This window comes from uncultured Flavobacterium sp. (assembly GCF_963974175.1).
GTDB lineage: Bacteria > Bacteroidota > Bacteroidia > Flavobacteriales > Flavobacteriaceae > Flavobacterium.
Genome location: NZ_CAXBBR010000008.1, coordinates 111,847 through 131,316, shown reverse-complemented (window position 1 = coordinate 131,316; position 19,470 = coordinate 111,847). Strand labels below are relative to the sequence as shown.

The following is a 19,470-nucleotide window of genomic DNA, read 5'->3' as shown; positions in this document are numbered from 1 at the left end:
AAATCGTTTAAAGACAAAAAAAAACCCCCCATCAGGAAGGTTTTTATTATAATAGGTTTTAAAACTTACAATTAGTTTACTGCACCTTCTAATTCTGCACCTGCTTTGAATTTTACAACGTTCTTAGCTGCGATTTGAATAGTTTTTCCTGTTTGAGGATTTCTACCATCTCTTGCTGCTCTTGCTGAAACTGACCATGATCCGAAACCTACTAGAGATACTCTACCACCTTTGTTCAAAGTTCCACTTACATTTCCTAGAAATGACTCTAAAGCTAATTTTGCAGCTGCTTTTGTGATTCCTGCATCAGCAGCGATAGCATCGATTAATTCTGATTTGTTCATAATAATAGTTATTAATTGTTGGTTATAAAAAATTGTTAATACACAAATTTAGCAGGAAATCCCTTCCTCGCAAGTGTTTAAGTGGATTTTAGCACGTTTTGTTGATAACTTATTTTTTTTGTTCATAAAACCACTATTATTTGTTGTGATTTGTAAAAACCACCCTGTTTTATTGAGGTTAGTAGACTTTTGCGTTGGCAGAAAACGTGATTCCATTGAGGAATTCAGGTGTTGTCATCTTCTTTTTGCCAGGAAACTGTAAACTTAGAACCTGAATAAAGCCATTTTCTACTGCAATTTTCATTTCTTTCTTGGTGCAAACCATACTACCGGTATCTAAATCATGATCTTCAAGTAGTATTTTAGCATCATAGATTTTTACATTCCATTCTTCATTTTTGTCTGAAAATACACACCATGCAGTTGGATACGGACTCAAGCCTCTAATTAGGCTATTGATTTCTGAAGTTGATTTTGTCCAATCGATTTTACAATTTTCTTTGTTAAGTTTAAATGCCGATTTAATTTCAGATGAATCGGTTTGAATAGTGGTTGTTACATTTCCTTTTTCAATTAGTTCCAAAGTGTTTATAACGGTTTCACTGCCCAAATGCATTAAACGGTCGTGCAAGTGCCCTGCATTTTCATTTGGATCAATCTCAATTTCTGAACTTATAATCATCGCGCCAGTGTCAATCTTGTCGTCAATGAAAAAAGTAGTGACTCCTGTTTTTGTTTCTCCATTTATTATTGCCCAGTTTATTGGCGCAGCCCCACGATAATTGGGTAGAAGCGATGCGTGTAGATTAAAGGTGCCTAATTCGGGCATTTCCCAGACTACTTTTGGTAGCATTCTAAAGGCTACAACAATTTGCAAATTAGCATTCAGAGATTTCAATTCGGCTAAGAACGATTCCTCTTTAAGATTTGTTGGTTGTAATAGTCTTAAATTGTTAGCAAGCGCATATTCTTTTACTGCAGAATATTTTAATTTTTGGCCACGACCTGCTGGTTTATCGGCGGCAGTAATGACCCCGACAACTGTATAATTATTTTTGATTATAGTATCCAAAATGCCAACGGCAAATTCTGGTGTTCCCATAAATACGATTCTTAATTTTTCCATTATAGTTTTAAGGTATATTTATTGTTTGACTTTATCAGTATACGTTCATTTTCTAAAAGCTGTTGCAGCACAAAGATAATATCGTCTGATTTTTTATTTGTTTTATTTTCAATTTCTCTCGAATTTAAATCGGCAATTTTCAGTAAACTGATTATTTCGTTTGAAAGACTAGAACTATCTGTTTTCTTATTTTTTTTAGTAATACAGTAGGAGCATATGCCACAATCAGTATCCGTTTTTTCGCCAAAATAGCTCAGGATCAATTTGCTTTTGCAGACTTTTTCTTCACTAATGTAATGCAATACTGATTTAAGTTGGTCTTTTTTAAGTTGGTTTTGATTTTCTAAATATTTAGAAACGCGGGAAATAGTTCTTTCGTCTTCCCTAATTTCATTAAAAATTAAAGAGGCATCATTGTTTTTTGATTGATAATCAACAATGTCTTTTTCTTTTAATTTTTGTAAAACCGCCAGTACTTGAGCTTCAGTATGCTTTGATTTTTTTGCAATTAATTGTAAGTTAAAGGCAGTTTGCGTTTCGTAAATTCCGGCGTAAGTTCTTAGAATGGCCAAAATGATTTCCTCGTCGTTACGATTCAAACTCATGTATCGAATTAGCTCTTTAGAAGGAATAATGAACTGTAACAAAATCTTTTCTGAAAATTCTTGTGACAGTGTAATGATTCCTTGTCGGTCTAAAAACTGCATTGCATTGTATGTTTTTAAAACTGGAAACTTATATTTTAAACAAAATTGATTCAAATTAAAAGAGAATCTTTCGTTGATTCCTTCTCCGTATGCAATCTGGAAAAAATTACATAGTTTGTTATACATTTCGTTCAGAAACTTTTTGTCAGGGAGAATGTGGATAAACTGATTTTCGGCCTGTTTAATATCTGAAGGGTTTGTGAGTAGCACGGCAAATGCTTTATCTCCATTTCTGCCAGATCGTCCTGCTTCCTGATAGTAATTCTCAAGATTTTCTGGTAGCTGAATGTGAATTACGGTTTTAACGTCTGCTTTGTCAATCCCCATCCCAAATGCATTTGTAGCGACAATCACTTGCACTTTGTCTTCCATCCAAAGTTGCATATTCTTATCTTTCTCCCTTGAGGTCAGTCCGCCGTGATAATAAGTGGCTTTAAATCCTAAGGATTGTAATTGTGATGAAATTTCGATACAGGATTTTCTGTTTCGAACATAGATTATTGAGGATTGAGGGTTTTTCTTTAGAATTTGCTCGATTCGAAAGAGTTTGTCCTCCACTTCAAAAACCATATAAGCTATATTTTTCCTTGCAAATGATTTTTCAAAAAGCTGCGGTTCTTCTAAACCGAGTTCGTTGATGATATCTTCTTTAACTTTAGGTGTCGCGGTTGCTGTTAAAGCCAAAAATGGAACTTTAGGAAAATGTGTTTTTAAGTTGGAAATTTTTAAATAAGCTGGCCGAAAATCATGTCCCCATTGCGATACACAATGTGCTTCATCGATGGTGATTAAATTGATGGGAAGATTTTTTATTCTGTCCAAAATCCAGTCTGACTGTAGTCGCTCAGGAGATAAATAGAGAAATTTATAATTTCCAAATTGGCAATTATCTAACAGGTCAATCATTTCGTCTGATTTTATTCCGCCTGTCAATGCGATTGCTTTGATGTTTCGCTTTTGCAAATTGGCAACCTGATCTTTCATTAAAGCTACCAATGGGGAAACTACTAAACAAATTCCTTCGTTCATCATTGCAGGAATCTGAAAACATACTGATTTACCTCCGCCAGTTGGCATCAATGCAAAGGTATCCTGACCGCTTAAAACGGAGTCAATGATTTCGTTTTGTAGCGACCTAAAGGAATCGTGTTTCCAGTATTTTTTTAGGATTTGTAATGCTTCTGACATCAATTATGAATTTTGATTACAAATTTTGAATTATAAATCAATGATTCATAGTTCCTGACTTAAACAACTAATTACTTAGAAATTTCATCTAATATAAAAAGAATTCTGTTATCTATAGTGTCTTTGGGAACTTCAGTAAGAGAATAGCCATAGCCTTCGTAGGTTTCTATCAGGTGATTTTGGATCAATTTAGCCTGTTCGTAGTTTTCATAGCGGGCTTCATCACTCACATAAATTTCTTCCCAGGGAGGAAGAATGAAAATTTTACTATAAATGTGTTCTCTGCAAATCGCATCAAAAGAAGCAGGGTAGCTGTCTCCAATATAATGCATATATGCCAAAACATCAGGAATTCCGCGGTCAATAAAAACAACTTCATGCGGTTCATTCTGTGCATCAACGAATTGTTTTTTTCTTCCTTCAAGAAGTAGTTCGCTGAATAATAATGGCTTTTCGAGAAATAATTGCTCGATACCTTGTTTTTTTGCCTCTAAGGTTACTTCTCTGGAAATTTCTGGGTAACAACAAAAGCCTTTGTCTATTAATCCATCGATAATAGTACTTTTTCCTGTTCCTGGACCGCCGATAATTACTATGATTTCTTTCTGCACTTTTTGGAAATAAGGCGCAAAAGTACTCAAACTTATTGGAAATCGAAAAAATCATTACCATTAAAATAATAGTTTTCGGTAAAATTTAATAATTGATAATTCGTAATTTACATTTGAAACCGTATATTTGCTATTATTATTTTAAATATAAAATGGATAAAAACACCGAAGAATTTTATACTAGATTAAAAGTGGAGTTGGATATGAGTAATACCTGGCCTGCTTTATATTTGTTTAAATTTATTGTGCCTTCTGAAAATGATAACATTGTTAGAGTAGAACAGGCTTTTGACTGTATGGGCGCCGTTATTAAAACGACAAAATCCAAAACAGGAAAGTTTACCAGTATATCAGTTGATGTTCAGGTTAAGGATTCTCAAGAAATAGTTGATAAATACCTAGAAGTTTCTACAATTAAAGGTATCGTTTCCTTATAAATAGGGAAGAGACTGATTAAAGCAAATACAAATACTTAACTTGTTCTTTCTTTATATCAGGCTGTAACATAGATTCAAAATTAAATTCACTTATGAATTCAAAATACCAAAAAGAGATTGCGAACGATGTCGTTCACCATTTAGAATATAATGCAGAGAGATCGCATTTAATTATTCCTGAATATGGTCGTCATCTACAAAAACTTATAGAGCAGGCAACTGCAATTGAGGATGCAGAAGAGCGAAATAAAGCTGCAAAATATATCATTCAAGTAATGGGTAGTTTGAATCCCCATCTTCGTGATGTATTGGATTTTCAACATAAACTATGGGATCAGCTTTTTATTATGTCTGATTTTAAATTAGATGTAGAGTCACCGTATCCTATACCATCACGTGAAGTTTTACAGCTAAAACCGGACGTGTTACAATACCCTCAGAATTTTCCAAAATACAGGTATTACGGTAACAACATTAAGTATATGATTGATGTTGCCAATAAATGGGATGATGGAGACATGAAAAATGCGTTGGTTAAAGTGATCGCAAACCACATGAAAAAATCCTACTTAAGTTGGAATAAAGATACCGTTAAAGATGACGTGATTTTTGAGCACTTATATGAACTTTCGGATGGTAAATTAAACATGATTCAAAGTGCGGAGGAATTGATCAGTACATCTGATTTATTGCGAACGAATAAGCGAATATCTAATAAAATTTTGCCGGTTGGCCAACCAAAAATTCAAAGCAATAAAAACACAAAAACAGGCAAATCAAAAACATATACAAAAAACAATAATAATCAGAAATAGTAATGCTTTAAAATAGGGTACGGATTGTAGAGTAACTCTCTAAGTAAATCCGAACAGTTTTAAATGTATTACATAAATCTTACTACAATCATATGGGAATTTTCAAAATAGAAGGAGGCATTCGACTAAAAGGTGAAATCACTCCACAAGGAGCAAAAAACGAAGCATTACAGATTTTATGTGCTGTTCTTTTAACTCCTGAAAAAGTAACAATTAATAATATTCCGGATATTATTGATATCAATAAATTGATAACACTTCTAGGGAATTTAGGTGTGAAAATCCAAAAAAATGGTTCTGGTTCTTATACTTTTCAAGCTGACGATGTTAATGTTGAGTATCTTGAAACAGAAGCATTCAAGAAAGAGGGAGGGTCACTACGTGGTTCTATTATGATTGTTGGTCCGTTTTTGGCTCGTTTCGGAAAAGGATATATTCCTAAGCCGGGTGGTGATAAAATAGGAAGAAGAAGATTAGATACACACTTTGAAGGTTTTATTAACTTAGGTGCAAAATTCCGTTACAATAGAGAAGATCATTTTTATGGTGTTGAAGCTCCAGATGGCTTGACAGGTGCTGATATGCTACTGGACGAAGCTTCTGTAACTGGAACAGCAAATATTGTTATGGCTGCTGTACTGGCAAAAGGAATAACAACGGTTTATAATGCTGCTTGTGAACCTTATTTGCAACAGCTTTGTAAGATGTTAAACTCTATGGGGGCTAAAATCACTGGAGTTGGCTCAAACTTATTAACTATTGAAGGAGTTGAAAGCCTTGGTGGATGTGAGCATAGAATTCTTCCTGATATGATTGAAATTGGGAGTTGGATTGGATTAGCCGCAATGACTAAAAGTGAAATTACTATTAAAAATGTAAGTTGGGATAACCTGGGAGTAATTCCAAGTACATTTAGAAAAATTGGTATTACATTAGAACGTAGAGGAGATGATATTTATATCCCGTCTCATGAAAATGGATACGAAATTAAAACAGATATTGACGGTTCTATTCTTACCGTCGCAGATGCACCTTGGCCTGGATTTACTCCTGATTTACTGAGTATTGTTTTAGTTGTGGCAACGCAAGCTAAAGGAGATGTTTTAATACACCAAAAAATGTTTGAAAGCCGTTTGTTCTTTGTCGATAAATTAATCGATATGGGGGCAAAAATTATGTTGTGTGATCCACATCGAGCTGTAGTAATGGGGCATGATTTTCAATCACAATTGAAAGCGACAACGATGTCTTCTCCAGATATTCGTGCGGGTATCTCTTTATTGATTGCAGCGCTTTCAGCAAAAGGAACAAGTACAATACAAAATATTGAGCAAATTGATCGTGGTTATGAAAGAATTGACGAACGATTAAGAGCTATTGGCGCGAATATTGTTCGCGTTGAATAAAAAAATGTAACAACAAGTAATGACGAATGAACAAACTGCTGTAAAAGCAACTTACTTTAGTATCATTGGAAATGCCTGCTTAGCCCTTATTAAAGGGATGGCAGGCTTTTTTGGCAATTCATATGCCTTAATTGCTGATGCTATTGAGTCTACAACGGATATTTTTGCTTCGTTTTTGGTATTGTTTGGAATCAAATATTCTAACAGACCAGCGGATAAGAATCATCCATACGGGCATGGTCGTGCCGAGCCATTAATTACCTTTATAGTGGTTGGCTTTCTGATAACTTCGGCTACTATTATTGCTTATGAGAGTATTTCAAATATTCAAACACCTCATGAATTACCACAATCCTGGACACTTCTGGTTCTAGGAGCAATTATTATTTGGAAAGAGTATTCTTTTAGGTTAGTGATGAGAAGAAGTATAGAAACTAATAGTTCATCATTAAAAGCAGATGCCTGGCATCATAGGAGTGATGCAATTACTTCTGTTGCCGCGTTTATTGGGATTTCAGTCGCACTATTATTAGGAAAAGGATATGAGTCGGCAGATGACTGGGCGGCACTTTTTGCTTCAGGATTTATTCTGTTTAATGCGTATCTTATTTTTAGACCAGCCCTCGGGGAGATAATGGACGAACATGTATATGATGATTTAATTGAAAAGATTAGAGAAGTGTCAGCTCAGGTTGAAGGGGTTATTGATACGGAAAAATGTTTCATCAGAAAAGCCGGAATGAAATATCACGTAGACTTACATGCAATTGTAAGTGGCAATATTTCAGTTAGAGAAGGACATGATATCTCTCATAAGTTACAAGATAGACTCTTAAAAGAACTTCCTGAATTAGGACATGTGTTGATACATGTGGAACCAGATAAATACAAGTAATTTTTTCAGAAATGATTAAAGACCGAGCCCTATTTTTAAAATGGAACTTGGTCTTTTATTTATCCAAAATATTTTTTTTATTCTAGTACATCCAAAAATTTCAATCCAAAAACTACTCCTTCGCCTTTAAACCCATTTTGATACGGGCGAATATAATCAACTCTAAACATTTTAAATTTACCAAAACCAAGATTGTCAAGACCAACTGTGAATTCAGAATACGGTTTTGTGTTTGGGATGGCTAGTGTATGAAATCCTATATTCATAGTAGATTTTAATTTGTTCAATAGAGGGATTTTATTCATAATATAGCCCTGGTCATTGTGTTCCATATGCGCTTCAAAATAACTGTCGTTAGTACTATTCGAATAATAAGGCAGTAAATTAAACACATTCAAGTACCTATCTGTTTGTCCAATGTGTGTTTGGTTCCCGTTAAAATGTTTGTAATCCACAAACGAGATATTATCGCCGTTAAAAAATTTCCCCGCTTTTACATTCATTGAAAAAATTCCTTTATTGCCTATAGTGGATACATACGAGAGTCGCGAACTGATGTGGTCAAATTCATATTTTTTCTCGCTTCCAGCGAATGCTTTTTCATAGGCTACAAATAATGTGGGGTATTTTTTGTTTGGAATATTGAATTTGCCGTCCGGTCGTGAGGAATACTTGTTGCCAAAATTAATCTTTGTATTCAAAGTCGCCTTTATTAAATGATGTTCTTGAAAAGGATCTGTCATAAAATCATTTGGGGCTAACGGATTATTTGAAGAGTATAAATCATCCTTGTGGAAGAATGAAAAGTCAGTTGTATTGCGCAATGGCTTTCGCTGCTGATATTCTATTTTTCCAATTAAATTTATCCCGTTTGCAATATCTTGACTATAGCTTATTTTAGCAAATTCTAAATTGTATAATTTCATGTAATTATTTTTAAAATACAAAGAGCTGATAGAGTTGATAATATTAGTTATGGGTAGATTTTCATTGAATTGTTTTACTGTGCTTCCTCCGGAAACGCCAATATTTGCATAGTTCTGTTTGTTGAATCGATGTGTAAACATTCCTGTGATTCGTAAGCGCTCTTCTGAAAACCCGTAATTAAAGGTTGTTTTTATAGATGTATACTTTCCTTTTTCATTCGCGCTCCAGTCAGTGAATGAAAACCCAGAGTCTAAATTTAGTCCTTGAACGGTATTAAAACTTAGTGAGCTTAGGTTAAATAAACCGTCATAGTTGAAAGTTTGTTTTTCCATACTGTTTCTATAGGTGTAGCCGGTAATTAGTTTCAATACTTTAAATTTATTCCCCTTTTGATCTATCGAATCTAAATATTTTTTAGAATTTCGCACCTTGTATATACTGTCTTTTCTAATGTAGTCATTGCTTTCTTCGAATGTCAAAGGAATAGGCCTGCTGCTGTTCCAAAAGACAGTGTCTTTTTTGTTTGAATTTATTTCTACGGTCGTAATTTCATTAGTAAATGTTTTTTTGTCAAATGCATTCATGAACTTATAATTACTGTATACATAAGTGTATTTCCCCGTAAATTTTATACCAAAAGCTCCAGCAGTAAAATCTAGGCTTTGCGTGTTTTTAGTCCATATTCTATTGTTTTTATTATAGCTGAAGTTTTGTTTGATCGTCATTGTATCAATAAACTCTTCTTTCATTCGATAGCCTTTTATATCTAAATCTATCGCATAAATGGCCCAAGAATCTTCTACAATGTAAATGTATCCCTCAAATACGGGTTCGTTATCACGTTTTGGGATGACTTTTACTTTATTTATTGTTTGGTTGTTTTCGTCATTGAAGGTGCCTTCTAATTTAAAATCATAGTAATTGAAAGCATTGTCAGCAATGGGTGAAATCATATTAATGCCAAAATTCACATTGTTGTCATAGAAGTCGTAAAAAGAAGATCTTGCTGTATTGTAGCTATATCCTTTATCTTTTCCGCTTACTTTCGAAGCGGTTACCAATTCTTTTAAATTATTAGGTTTCTCAAAAGTAATTTTAGAAAATGTTTCTGATAATGAAATAATACCGGTTCCTGTGGAGTCTAAGGCACCATTCATGTCACCAATTTTCTGACCAAATATTTTTTTAGGGGCATTTTTGAGTTTGAAAATACCTCTTGAATAGAAGTCGGCCTTGAAACGTGCCGTCTTCTCAGTATTCTCTTTTCTAGTTTCAATTGCATTTCTTATGATTGCAAGTGCTGGATTGTGTTTGGTATTGATTACTACTTCATTCAAAAAAAAACTCTCCTCTTGCATTTTAACATCCAAAGTGAATGGAGTACCCTTTGTCTGAACGGTGGTTTTTTGAGTTTTATAACCTAAATATTGAAAAACTACCGAATGAGTTCCTGCAGTTTTTATATTCAATTCATAAATACCCTGATCATTAGAGGTCGTTGCATTATAGGTATCTTCTTCAAATATCGATACAAATGGGAGTGGATTTCCAGCGGAGTCCGTTACTGTTCCTTTAATTTGTGCAAAGTTGGAAATAGAAATTAAAGAAAATAAAAATAGAGTATAGTTTTTCATGAAAGTTTTTTCTTTCACAAAAATATAAGATGTTTAAAACTAGTGTATTAATAATTTGTTAAATATTTATAGGAATTTTTTGATGTTTTCTACAAAAATGACTGTACAGCTAATTCATAGCTTTGTAATCCAAATCCTAGGATAACTCCTTTTGCATTTCCTGAAATATAAGATTGATGTCTAAAACTTTCACGTGAGAAGGTATTTGAAATATGTACTTCGATAACAGGAGTCGTGATGGCTTTAATAGCGTCACCAATGCCAATTGAAGTATGTGTATAGGCACCAGCGTTTAAAATAATTCCGTCATAGCTAAAGCCATATTCCTGAATTGTATCGATTAGTTCTCCTTCGATGTTGCTCTGGAAATAGCTGAATTCTACATTTGGAAATTTTATTTGTATTGTGGTGAAATATTCTTCAAAAGTAAGACTGCCATAAACTTCAGGTTCCCTTTTTCCTAATAAGTTTAAATTTGGGCCATTAATGATGCAAATTTTCATAGTTGTTGTTTTTGTAAAAATAAAAAAACCGTTCTAATTATAGAACGGTTTTTTTAAAATTGTTTTAATTCTTTTAGAAAAGGAATCCAGCAGAAACTTGTACTACTGAGTTTTTTACCTGTGCATCCTTAGAAGCTTCGGTTAATCCTAAGCTATAACGACCTTCAAGGAAGAAACTCTTTGTAATTTTAAAGCCAAGTCCTGCATTAGCAGCAAAGTCAAATGTATTGGCATCCTTCACATCAAAATTATTTCTTTCGCTTAATAAAAAGGAAGCTTGTGGTCCTAATTCAAGGCTTACTACTTTATTCAAATAGATTTTGGCCATGACCGGAATTGATAAATATCCTAGTTCGTTTTGAAATTCTTCCACAGCATTTTTGTAGGTAGCTCCTTGTGTAGAGTACAATAGTTCAGGTTGTATTGCGAAGCTGTCTACCAGTTTAATTTCAGCCACTAAACCCGCATGATAACTAGTGATCGCAGAAGTTTGATAATTAGTGCTGTTTATCGTGATATCTGAACCATTTTGATTAGCGTAATTTAATCCGCCTTTAATTCCGATTTTTACTAATTGAGCTTGAACGGAAGCAGACATAGCGAGTAACACTACGGCAGCAAAGATTGTTTTTTTCATAAAATTGTATTTAAGTAATGTTTTCTAATTTGAAGCTGCAATTTATAACACTTTAATAGTATAAATATTGCCTTTCACTTTTCTTTATTTTTTTTTTTATAACATTGTCGATAAATCAAATACTGAGCCGTAAATTAAAAAAGTATTGTGCTATAGTTTTTCAAATGACTATTAGGGTACTGTAAAACTGGTTGCTAAAAATTGTTAATTGTTGGCATTTAGGGTTTTATGATAAAAAAATGAAATTTATATTTTAAGGTTACTAATTTTTAAAATTAATAAAAATATGGTGATCAGTAAGTTGAAGGGGTATATTGTTTTTGATTCTGTAAGTTTTATTTATCGAAATTTTATATGCTTTAAGCAAAAAAAAAAATGCTTTATCGGAATTGGTAATTATCCTCCGATTATAGATTCGTTTTTTTTTGATTAGTCTATTTAAGCACCTCTAGTTTTGGGAGGTTTTTTTATGTGTAAAAAAGGCTTTACTTTGTAATATGAGTTGGAATTCATATATCAAAAATTATCAGTCCTATTTAAAGATTGAGCGAGGTTTGTCAAAAAATACGATAGAAAATTATTCTTTTGATATCGAAAGGTTGTGCTTATTTCTCAGTGAAAATAGAATAGAAGTTTCGCCACTTAAGATCGGGGAGGAAACAGTGCAGCAATTTATATATGCAGTTTCCAGTCAAGTTAACCCGCGCTCCCAGGCTCGGATTATATCAGGTCTGAAAAGTTTTTTCGGTTACTTGATTTTTGAAGATTATCGAATGGACAATCCTTTGGAATTAATTGAATCACCCAAAACGGGTAGGAAATTACCGGATACATTATCGATTGAAGAAATTGATGCGTTGATCAAGGCAATTGATTTGACTTCAAATGAAGGGGAACGCAATCGCGCGATGCTAGAAACTCTTTATGGCTGCGGTCTTCGGGTTTCAGAATTAGTGTCTTTAAAGATTTCCGATTTGTTCTTTGATGAGGGCTTTATTAAAGTCACAGGGAAAGGAAATAAGCAGCGTTTTGTGCCTATAGGTGAATTAGCACAAAAATACATTCATATCTATAAAGATGCCATTAGAATCCATCTGAATGTAAAGAAAGAGCATGGTGATGTTTTGTTTTTGAATAGGAGAGGAGGCCAACTCACAAGAGCCATGATTTTCACCATTATCAAAAATTTAGCTGTTAAGATAGAATTGCATAAAAAAATAAGTCCACATACCTTTCGGCATTCTTTTGCAACTCATCTTCTTGAAAATGGTGCTGACTTGCGTTCTATTCAATTGATGCTTGGACATGAGTCGATTACTACAACAGAGATCTATTTGCATCTTGATCGGAAATTTTTAACGGAAGTGATTAATAACTTTCATCCGAGAAAATAGTATTCAGTATTTAGTTAGTCGTTATGTGGATAAAAAATAGTCTCGGTATGATTCACATAAGTGAGTCATACCGAGACTATATATTAATTGCTGTAATTATTATTTAGCAATATTTACTGCTCTTGTTTCTCTAATTACTGTTACTTTAACCTGACCTGGATAAGTCATTTCTGTTTGAATTTTTTGTGAAATTTCAAAAGATAGTGTAGCTGCATTATCGTCAGATACTTTTTCGCTTTCTACAATAACTCTTAGTTCTCTACCAGCTTGAATTGCATAAGCATTTTTAACACCAGTGAATCCGTAAGCTACTTCTTCTAAGTCTTTCAAACGTTGAATATAAGAGTCTAATACTTGTCTTCTTGCACCCGGTCTTGCACCTGAAATGGCATCACAAACTTGGATTATTGGAGACAATAGAGATTTCATTTCTATTTCATCGTGGTGGGCTCCGATAGCATTACATACTTCTTCTTTTTCACCATATTTTTCAGCCCATTGCATTCCTAATAATGCGTGAGGTAAATCACTTTCTGCATCTGGCACTTTACCGATATCATGTAATAAACCAGCTCTTTTAGCTAATTTCACATTCAGCCCTAATTCTGCTGCCATAATTCCACAAAGTTTAGAAACTTCACGGGAGTGTTGCAATAAATTTTGTCCGTAAGAAGAACGGTATTTCATACGTCCCACTACTTTTATTAATTCAGGGTGTAATCCATGAATTCCTAAATCTATAACGGTACGTTTTCCAACTTCTATAATTTCATCGTCAATTTGTTTGGCTGTTTTAGCAACAACTTCCTCAATACGGGCAGGGTGAATACGTCCGTCCGTTACTAATTTGTGTAAAGCTAAACGTGCAATTTCTCTACGTACAGGATCAAAACAAGAAAGGATGATAGCTTCCGGTGTGTCATCTACAATGATTTCTACTCCTGTTGCTGCTTCTAGTGCTCTAATGTTACGTCCTTCACGACCAATAATTCTACCTTTAACATCGTCAGATTCTATGTTGAATACAGATACACAGTTTTCTACCGCTTCTTCTGTTCCAACTCTTTGGATAGTGTTAATGATGATTTTTTTAGCTTCTTGCTGTGCCGTTAGCTTAGCCTCTTCAATTGTATCTTGAATATGAGACATCGCCTTAGTCTTCGCTTCTGCTTTCAAACCTTCTACCAATTGATTTTTTGCGTCTTCAGCAGATAAGCCTGAAATTACTTCAAGTTGTTGTAATTGGCTTTTATGTAGTTTGTCAACTTCTACTTGTCTTTTGTCTAAAACTTCAATTTTAGCAGTGAATTCGGTTGTTTTTGCTTCAAAATCATCGTTGACTTTCTTTACCTTCGATAATTCATTAGAAACTTGTGATTCTTTGTCTCTGATTCTTTTTTCAACTTCAGCTACTTTCTTGTCTCTAGTCAGAATTACTTGTTCGTGCTCTGATTTTAATTCAATAAATTTTTCTTTTGCTTGAAGGATTTTATCTTTCTTTATATTCTCAGCTTCTAGGTTAGCATCTTTTAAGATGGATGAAGCTTCTTTTTTTGCGTTTTTAATAAGATTAGAAATATTGCTTTTTTCTATAATTTTAGCGATTCCAAAACCCGCTGCAATACCTATAATTCCTGAAATAACGATCGTTAATATGTCCATGTTTGTTAAAATTTATATATAAAAAAAGCCTACATTAGGTGGATTGAATAAACTCGAAAATGACAAGTTTTGAGCTAACTCACTGTTCAAGTTTCCTCGCCTAGGCGTGGCATGCTTTAGTAGTGATGATTTGCTCATTCTAAATTATTAGTGTTGAGTTTACCAAATGTGAACTAATGTAGGCAGTATCTTAGTTTCTGTAAAGAACGTTTAATTGTCGAGATATTGATCTAAAAGTGCATTCAATTTTTTAATTCTTTCAATAGTCTCATCTCCATTGATAGTATTATCTATTTGTTTTTGTTCTACTTGAGAAGCAAATTGCAAAGCGCACATGGCTAATACATCTTGTTTGTCTCGTACAGCATAATTTTCTTCAAATTGCTTCATCATTACATCAATTTTTTTAGAAGCACTTCTAAGCCCCTCTTCCTGAGAAAGTTCTACCGTTAATGGATAGACTCTGTCTGCAATTGATATCTTAATTTTAAGCTTTTCGTCCATATGTTTTACTAATCAGATAGCTGTGCTATACAGTAATCAATTTCCCGAATTAATGAATTTATTTTAAGCTTCGTATCTCTTTTATTATCGTCACTGCCTAATAATGAGTTGGCAATCTTAAGTGTCTCATATTGCGATTTTAACGCTTCAATCTCGTTTGACTGAGTTTGTATGATGTGTGCAGACTTTGTTAATTCGATTTTTAATTCTTGAGTATTTTGATCTAAACGTTTAATTTTTAGAATCAGTTTTTCAACTTTATTTTCAAGAGTATCAATTATTTCTGCAATTACACTCATTATTTATCCTATTCATTACTTAATATTACAAATTTAGTATTACTTTTTATTATTACAATATATTATTCGTTTTTTTATTAGAAAATAATCAAATTGTTGTAATGTAAATGGTTACAAAATGTATTATTTTATAAAGAAGAACAAATTACTTTTTTTATCTTAGCAAAAATGAATACCATGAGATTTTTACTTTTTTTTCTGTTGTTTTCGAGCGCTATTATGGCACAAACAGAGTATCCAAAGGACTATTTTAGCCCTCCATTAGACATTCCTATGCAGCTGTCAGGTAATTTTGGAGAATTGCGGCCCAATCATTTTCATGCAGGTTTTGATTTTAAGACCTTGCAGCGAGAGGGTTTGGAAGTGCATGCTGTTGCAGACGGTTATGTATCTCGAATAAAGATTTCTACCTACGGGAATGGTAAGGCAATATATATAACGCATCCAAATGGATTTACATCTGTTTATTGTCATCTTCAAAAAGGTGTTGGTGTCATCGAAAATTATATTGAAAAAACACATTATAAAGAAAAATCATTTGAGATAGAAATGTTTTTGAAACCAAATGAGTTGGTTGTCAAAAAAGGGCAAACTATTGCTTTGACCGGTAATACTGGGTCGTCAGAAGGGCCTCATTTGCATTTTGAATTTCGCGACAACAAAACAGAGAAAATTATCAACCCGATGCTGTTTGGTTTTGATAAAGAGGTAAAAGACACTAAAAAACCATCGGTTTCGGCCGTTTATGTATATCCTGTTGATAGTAAAACTTCGGTAAACCAATCGAAGCGTCCGTTGTTATTAAATTTGTCTTTGCAAAAGGATGGAAGCTACTTAGCAAATAAGGTTGTGGCTAATGGTAAGATAGGTTTTGGTATCACAGCTGTCGATTATGATAATGTTTCAGGTAATAGAAACGGAATTTATAAATTGCAAACGTACTTGAATGGAAAGGCTAATTTTGGGTATCAATTAGATACCTATTCATTTGATGAAATGCGCTATATCAATGCATTAATCGATTATCCAAGATATAAATCAACTTCACAAAGGGTGCAGAAACTATTTATGGTGAATCCTTATAAATTGAGTTTTATAAAAACAGATGACGCAAACGGTATTATTACAGTAGTTCCTAACTTAACGTCTGTTTATCGTATTGAAGTTTCCGATTTTCAGGGGAATACAACAAAGATCTCTATTCCGATTAGTTATGACTTGTCGGCAACCATTATTGATAAGGAGCCAGTAGTTTCTAATTATTTTGTAAAGGTGAATAAAGACAACAATTTCACTAAAAATAATATGTCAGTTTTCTTTCCAGCAGGAACCTTTTACGAAGATTTTGATATGAATTTTAATGTTAAGGATGATACCCTGTATCTTCATGACGATACAGTTCCTGTTCACTCCAATTTTGCAATTACAATCGAGGATAATAAATACACGGATAGTCAAAAGGAAAAAGTGTTCATTGCGGATATTAGTAAAAGTGGACGAGTAGGCTACAATAGTACTTCTAGGAAAGATAATGTATTTACGACCAAGGTGAGGTCTTTGGGTAAATACACATTGGCAATGGATACTGCTGCCCCTACAATCTCTATTGGAAGCTCTATTGAAGGCAAATGGTTAAGCACCCAAAAAACAATTCAACTTTCAATTAATGATAGTGGTTCAGGAATAAAAAGCTACAATGGTTATTTAAATGGGAACTGGATTTTATTTGAATATGATAATAAAACAAGGAGAATTACGCATAATTTTAGTGATGGTGTTGTGGCAGAAGGCGCTAATGATTTAAAAGTGGTTGTCACGGATAATGTAGGAAATTCTACTATCTTTGAAACTCAATTTTTTAGAAGTCAAAAATAATAATATACAGACATCTTGAGTATCAATAAAATAATCATTGTTTTTATTACTTTTTGGATAAGTTTGCCTGTGCTTGCGCAATCCGCACGCATCAAGGGAGTGATTCTCGATATAAAGAATCAACCAGTAGAAAATGTAAATGTCACAGCTGGAGGAAGTATAACACAATCTAATGAAAACGGATTTTATCTTGTTAGGGTGCCGTTAAACCAAAGAGTAGCTATCGTTTTTAGCCATGTTTCTTTAAAGAAAGCAACGGTTTATCTTACCTTAAAAACAGTTGAGGACTACGAGTTCAACTTGGTTATGAATGATCGGGAAGAACAAATGGGTGAAATTATAGTCACTACAAACAATAAAAAGCAAGTTCAGGGAATTACCACTATCGAACCTGAGGTTATTCGAAAAATTCCCGGAGCCAATGCCGGTATCGAAAATATTTTAAAAACACTTCCTGGAGTTAATTCGAATAATGAATTAAGTACGCAATATGCTGTTCGAGGCGGAAATTACGATGAGAACTTGGTTTATGTAAATGAAATCGAAATTTATCGTCCTTTTCTAATCCGCTCGGGACAACAGGAAGGGCTCAGTTTTACTAATACGGATTTGGTTCAAAACGTAGAGTTTTCGGCAGGTGGTTTTCAAGCAAAATTTGGAGATAAATTGTCTTCGGTTTTAGATATTACGTATCGAAAGCCTACAAAATTTGGTGCTACACTTGAAGCGAGTTTTCTTGGCGGAAGCCTGTCAGTAGATGCAATTTCAAAAAATAAAAAGTGGACAGCAATTACTGGATTTCGCTATAGAAACAACAGTCTTTTAGTCAATAGCCAGGATACGCAAACTAATTTTACTCCTGCCTTTGTCGACGTACAAACGAATGTCAATTATCAGGCTTCAGCAAAATGGCAATGGAGTTTTCTAGGGAACATCTCTCAAAATAAATACCAATACCAGCCATTAACAAGAGAAACCAAATTTGGAACTTTAGATAACCCGATGGCGCTTACTGTGTATTATGAAGGTTTAGAAAAGGACAAATACGATACTTATTTTGGTGCTTTTAAAACAACATTCAAAGCAACGGATACTTCTACATTAAAATTCATTGGTTCTGTTTTTCATACTTTAGAACAAGAGCATTTTGATATTTTTGCCCAATATCGTTTAGGCGAAGTGGATGCGAATATTGGATCAGAAACCTATGGCGACGTAGCTTTTACCCGAGGCATTGGTAGCCAACTTAATCATGCGCGAAATGATTTGGATGCGTTAATCGTAAATGCCGAAATAAAGGGGTTTCATGACTGGAGGAAAAACCAATTAGAATGGGGAGTTAAATATACCCGTGAATCAATTCGGGATAGAGTAGTGGAGTGGGAAGTAATTGATTCTGCTGGTTTTTCTATAAACCCACCAATTTTTGATTTACCTAGAAATGACCAGCCTTACTCTCCATACACTGGGCCATTAGTTCCGTACCAAAATGTACGAGCCACCAATTTTAATGCGATCAATAGGTTTTCGGGTTACGGGCAATGGAGTAGAAAAGATAAGATAGGCAGTAGTGAAGTTTGGTACAATGCTGGAGTCCGAATCCATAATTGGGAAGTTACAGGCGGGAATGTGAATGGGTCTGCTCAAACTACCTTTAGTCCTAGAGCACAATTTGCTATAAAACCAGATTGGGAAAAGGATATGGTTTTCAGAGTTTCAGGAGGCGTGTACCATCAGCCGCCGTTCTATAGAGAACTTAGAGATGCTGAAGGCGTGGTTCAGCCTAACGTAAGAGCACAACAATCCATTCATTTTGTACTAAGCAACGATTATAGTTTTAAAATGTGGGAACGCCCTTTTAAACTGGTTTCAGAGTTGTATTATAAGTCACTGACGGATGTAAATACCTATACAATTGATAATGTTAGGATTCGTTATGCGGCTTCTAATGTGGCCAAAGGTTATGCACAGGGACTTGATTTTAGGTTGAATGGAGAATTTGTTCCCGGAACAGAATCTTGGTTTAGTTTTGGCTATCTAAAAACAGAAGAAAACAGCGAGAATAGGGGTTATATCGCTAGGCCTACTGATCAGAGATTGAAATTTGGACTTTTGTTCCAGGATTACATGCCTAATATTCCAAGTGTGAAAATATATTTGAATTTGGTTTACAATACTGGATTGCCGGGAGGTTCCCCTTCTTATGCTGATCCTTATTTGTATCAAAATAGATTAAATGATTATCGTAGGGTAGATGTTGGGTTTTCAAAAGTGCTCTTGGATAATACTGTAGGAAAACCAAAAACAAATTGGTTAGGAAATTTTAAAGAGCTTGCCATAGGATTAGAAATCTTTAATCTATTTAATAATCAAAATGCGATTACGAATACCTGGGTGCGTGATGTTTATTCTAAAAGCGAATATGCAATTCCCAATTATATGACGACGCGTGTTTTTAATGTTAAGTTAAGTGCTAGATTATAGAGTAGGATGAATAGTCATTAGG

17 protein-coding genes and 1 other RNA gene are annotated in these 19,470 nt (G+C 33.9%); 7 read left to right on the top strand and 11 right to left on the bottom strand.

The window, feature by feature from the left end; all coding sequences use genetic code 11:
• Positions 1–71: 71 nt before the first annotated feature.
• The 4 genes from AAC069_RS13315 to AAC069_RS13300 form a co-directional block, all read right to left on the bottom strand.
• A complete protein-coding gene (locus tag AAC069_RS13315; RefSeq protein WP_091092421.1) occupies positions 72–344 on the bottom strand; it encodes an HU family DNA-binding protein in 273 nt (90 codons plus the stop codon).
• Between the two features lie 178 nt (positions 345–522).
• Positions 523–1,470 carry a methionyl-tRNA formyltransferase gene (gene fmt, locus AAC069_RS13310; protein WP_339920948.1) on the bottom strand — a complete coding sequence of 316 codons (948 nt, stop codon included), beginning with the start codon at positions 1,468–1,470 and terminating at the stop codon, positions 523–525.
• The gene (locus tag AAC069_RS13305) at positions 1,470–3,365 is read right to left on the bottom strand and encodes an ATP-dependent DNA helicase RecQ (RefSeq protein ID WP_339920947.1); all 1,896 of its coding nucleotides are present in this window, start codon (positions 3,363–3,365) and stop codon (positions 1,470–1,472) included. The genes fmt and AAC069_RS13305 overlap by 1 nt, the downstream gene beginning before the upstream one ends.
• Before the next feature lie 71 nt (positions 3,366–3,436).
• On the bottom strand, positions 3,437–3,976 hold the full coding sequence (locus AAC069_RS13300; RefSeq protein WP_339920946.1) for an ATP-binding protein: 540 nt from the start codon (positions 3,974–3,976) through the stop codon (positions 3,437–3,439).
• Positions 3,977–4,128: 152 nt separating this feature from the next.
• On the opposite strand from AAC069_RS13300, the gene AAC069_RS13295 reads away from it, so the two are divergent.
• From AAC069_RS13295 to AAC069_RS13280, 4 genes are all read left to right on the top strand, one after another.
• The gene (locus AAC069_RS13295) at positions 4,129–4,413 is read left to right on the top strand and encodes a DUF493 family protein (protein ID WP_091092429.1); all 285 of its coding nucleotides are present in this window, start codon (positions 4,129–4,131) and stop codon (positions 4,411–4,413) included.
• 92 nt (positions 4,414–4,505) lie between these two features.
• Positions 4,506–5,228: a DUF4290 domain-containing protein gene (locus AAC069_RS13290; RefSeq protein ID WP_339920945.1), complete on the top strand. Its 723-nt coding sequence runs from the start codon at positions 4,506–4,508 to the stop codon at positions 5,226–5,228.
• Positions 5,229–5,320: 92 nt separating this feature from the next.
• Positions 5,321–6,634, top strand: a complete 1,314-nt coding sequence (gene murA, locus AAC069_RS13285; RefSeq protein WP_339920943.1) for a UDP-N-acetylglucosamine 1-carboxyvinyltransferase — start codon at positions 5,321–5,323, stop codon at positions 6,632–6,634.
• A 19-nt stretch (positions 6,635–6,653) separates the two neighbouring features.
• Positions 6,654–7,529: a cation diffusion facilitator family transporter gene (locus tag AAC069_RS13280; protein WP_339920942.1), complete on the top strand. Its 876-nt coding sequence runs from the start codon at positions 6,654–6,656 to the stop codon at positions 7,527–7,529.
• 77 nt (positions 7,530–7,606) lie between these two features.
• Here AAC069_RS13280 and AAC069_RS13275 read toward each other — a convergent pair whose 3' ends face one another.
• The 3 genes from AAC069_RS13275 to AAC069_RS13265 all read right to left on the bottom strand — a co-directional run bounded on the left by AAC069_RS13275 (position 7,607) and on the right by AAC069_RS13265 (position 11,230).
• Positions 7,607–10,090, bottom strand: a complete 2,484-nt coding sequence (locus AAC069_RS13275; RefSeq protein ID WP_339920940.1) for a DUF5686 and carboxypeptidase regulatory-like domain-containing protein — start codon at positions 10,088–10,090, stop codon at positions 7,607–7,609.
• Positions 10,091–10,179: 89 nt separating this feature from the next.
• Positions 10,180–10,593 carry a type II 3-dehydroquinate dehydratase gene (gene aroQ / locus AAC069_RS13270; protein WP_339920939.1) on the bottom strand — a complete coding sequence of 138 codons (414 nt, stop codon included), beginning with the start codon at positions 10,591–10,593 and terminating at the stop codon, positions 10,180–10,182.
• Positions 10,594–10,666: 73 nt separating this feature from the next.
• Entirely contained in the window at positions 10,667–11,230 is a 564-nt protein-coding gene (locus tag AAC069_RS13265; RefSeq protein WP_339920938.1) for a porin family protein, read from the bottom strand.
• 497 nt (positions 11,231–11,727) lie between these two features.
• Between AAC069_RS13265 and xerD the strand changes: the two genes are divergently transcribed.
• Positions 11,728–12,624 (top strand): site-specific tyrosine recombinase XerD, encoded by an 897-nt coding sequence (gene xerD, locus AAC069_RS13260; RefSeq protein WP_339920937.1) that lies wholly within the window; start codon positions 11,728–11,730, stop codon positions 12,622–12,624.
• A 99-nt stretch (positions 12,625–12,723) separates the two neighbouring features.
• Here xerD and rny read toward each other — a convergent pair whose 3' ends face one another.
• From rny to AAC069_RS13240, 4 genes are all read right to left on the bottom strand, one after another.
• The gene (rny, locus tag AAC069_RS13255) at positions 12,724–14,286 is read right to left on the bottom strand and encodes a ribonuclease Y (RefSeq protein ID WP_091092447.1); all 1,563 of its coding nucleotides are present in this window, start codon (positions 14,284–14,286) and stop codon (positions 12,724–12,726) included.
• 49 nt (positions 14,287–14,335) lie between these two features.
• A non-coding RNA gene (gene ssrS / locus AAC069_RS13250) (6S RNA) lies at positions 14,336–14,445 on the bottom strand.
• Positions 14,446–14,496: 51 nt separating this feature from the next.
• Positions 14,497–14,790 (bottom strand): cell division protein ZapA, encoded by a 294-nt coding sequence (locus AAC069_RS13245; RefSeq protein ID WP_339920936.1) that lies wholly within the window; start codon positions 14,788–14,790, stop codon positions 14,497–14,499.
• A gap of 8 nt (positions 14,791–14,798) precedes the next feature.
• Positions 14,799–15,089, bottom strand: coding sequence for a hypothetical protein (locus tag AAC069_RS13240; protein ID WP_101136563.1), 291 nt, complete (start codon positions 15,087–15,089; stop codon positions 14,799–14,801).
• A 177-nt stretch (positions 15,090–15,266) separates the two neighbouring features.
• On the opposite strand from AAC069_RS13240, the gene AAC069_RS13235 reads away from it, so the two are divergent.
• Together AAC069_RS13235 and AAC069_RS13230 are read left to right on the top strand one after the other, a co-directional pair.
• Complete coding sequence (locus tag AAC069_RS13235) at positions 15,267–16,964, top strand: M23 family metallopeptidase (RefSeq protein WP_339920935.1); 1,698 nt, start codon at positions 15,267–15,269, stop codon at positions 16,962–16,964.
• A 15-nt stretch (positions 16,965–16,979) separates the two neighbouring features.
• Positions 16,980–19,448, top strand: a complete 2,469-nt coding sequence (locus tag AAC069_RS13230) for a TonB-dependent receptor plug domain-containing protein (protein ID WP_339920934.1) — start codon at positions 16,980–16,982, stop codon at positions 19,446–19,448.
• The last annotated feature ends 22 nt before the right edge of the window (positions 19,449–19,470 follow it).

Excerpts from the sequence above, each read along its gene's own strand:
- fmt (WP_339920948.1), bottom strand. The coding sequence starts at position 1,470 with ATGGAAAAATTAAGAATCGTATTTATGGGAACACCAGAATTTGCCGTT.
- murA (WP_339920943.1), top strand. The coding sequence starts at position 5,321 with ATGGGAATTTTCAAAATAGAAGGAGGCATTCGACTAAAAGGTGAAATC.
- aroQ (WP_339920939.1), bottom strand. The coding sequence starts at position 10,593 with ATGAAAATTTGCATCATTAATGGCCCAAATTTAAACTTATTAGGAAAA.
- AAC069_RS13295 (WP_091092429.1), top strand. The coding sequence starts at position 4,129 with ATGGATAAAAACACCGAAGAATTTTATACTAGATTAAAAGTGGAGTTG.
- AAC069_RS13275 (WP_339920940.1), bottom strand. The coding sequence starts at position 10,090 with ATGAAAAACTATACTCTATTTTTATTTTCTTTAATTTCTATTTCCAAC.
- AAC069_RS13245 (WP_339920936.1), bottom strand. The coding sequence starts at position 14,790 with ATGGACGAAAAGCTTAAAATTAAGATATCAATTGCAGACAGAGTCTAT.
- AAC069_RS13305 (WP_339920947.1), bottom strand. The coding sequence starts at position 3,365 with ATGTCAGAAGCATTACAAATCCTAAAAAAATACTGGAAACACGATTCC.
- AAC069_RS13235 (WP_339920935.1), top strand. The coding sequence starts at position 15,267 with ATGAGATTTTTACTTTTTTTTCTGTTGTTTTCGAGCGCTATTATGGCA.
- AAC069_RS13265 (WP_339920938.1), bottom strand. The coding sequence starts at position 11,230 with ATGAAAAAAACAATCTTTGCTGCCGTAGTGTTACTCGCTATGTCTGCT.
- AAC069_RS13290 (WP_339920945.1), top strand. The coding sequence starts at position 4,506 with ATGAATTCAAAATACCAAAAAGAGATTGCGAACGATGTCGTTCACCAT.
- AAC069_RS13240 (WP_101136563.1), bottom strand. The coding sequence starts at position 15,089 with ATGAGTGTAATTGCAGAAATAATTGATACTCTTGAAAATAAAGTTGAA.
- AAC069_RS13280 (WP_339920942.1), top strand. The coding sequence starts at position 6,654 with ATGACGAATGAACAAACTGCTGTAAAAGCAACTTACTTTAGTATCATT.
- xerD (WP_339920937.1), top strand. The coding sequence starts at position 11,728 with ATGAGTTGGAATTCATATATCAAAAATTATCAGTCCTATTTAAAGATT.
- rny (WP_091092447.1), bottom strand. The coding sequence starts at position 14,286 with ATGGACATATTAACGATCGTTATTTCAGGAATTATAGGTATTGCAGCG.
- AAC069_RS13315 (WP_091092421.1), bottom strand. The coding sequence starts at position 344 with ATGAACAAATCAGAATTAATCGATGCTATCGCTGCTGATGCAGGAATC.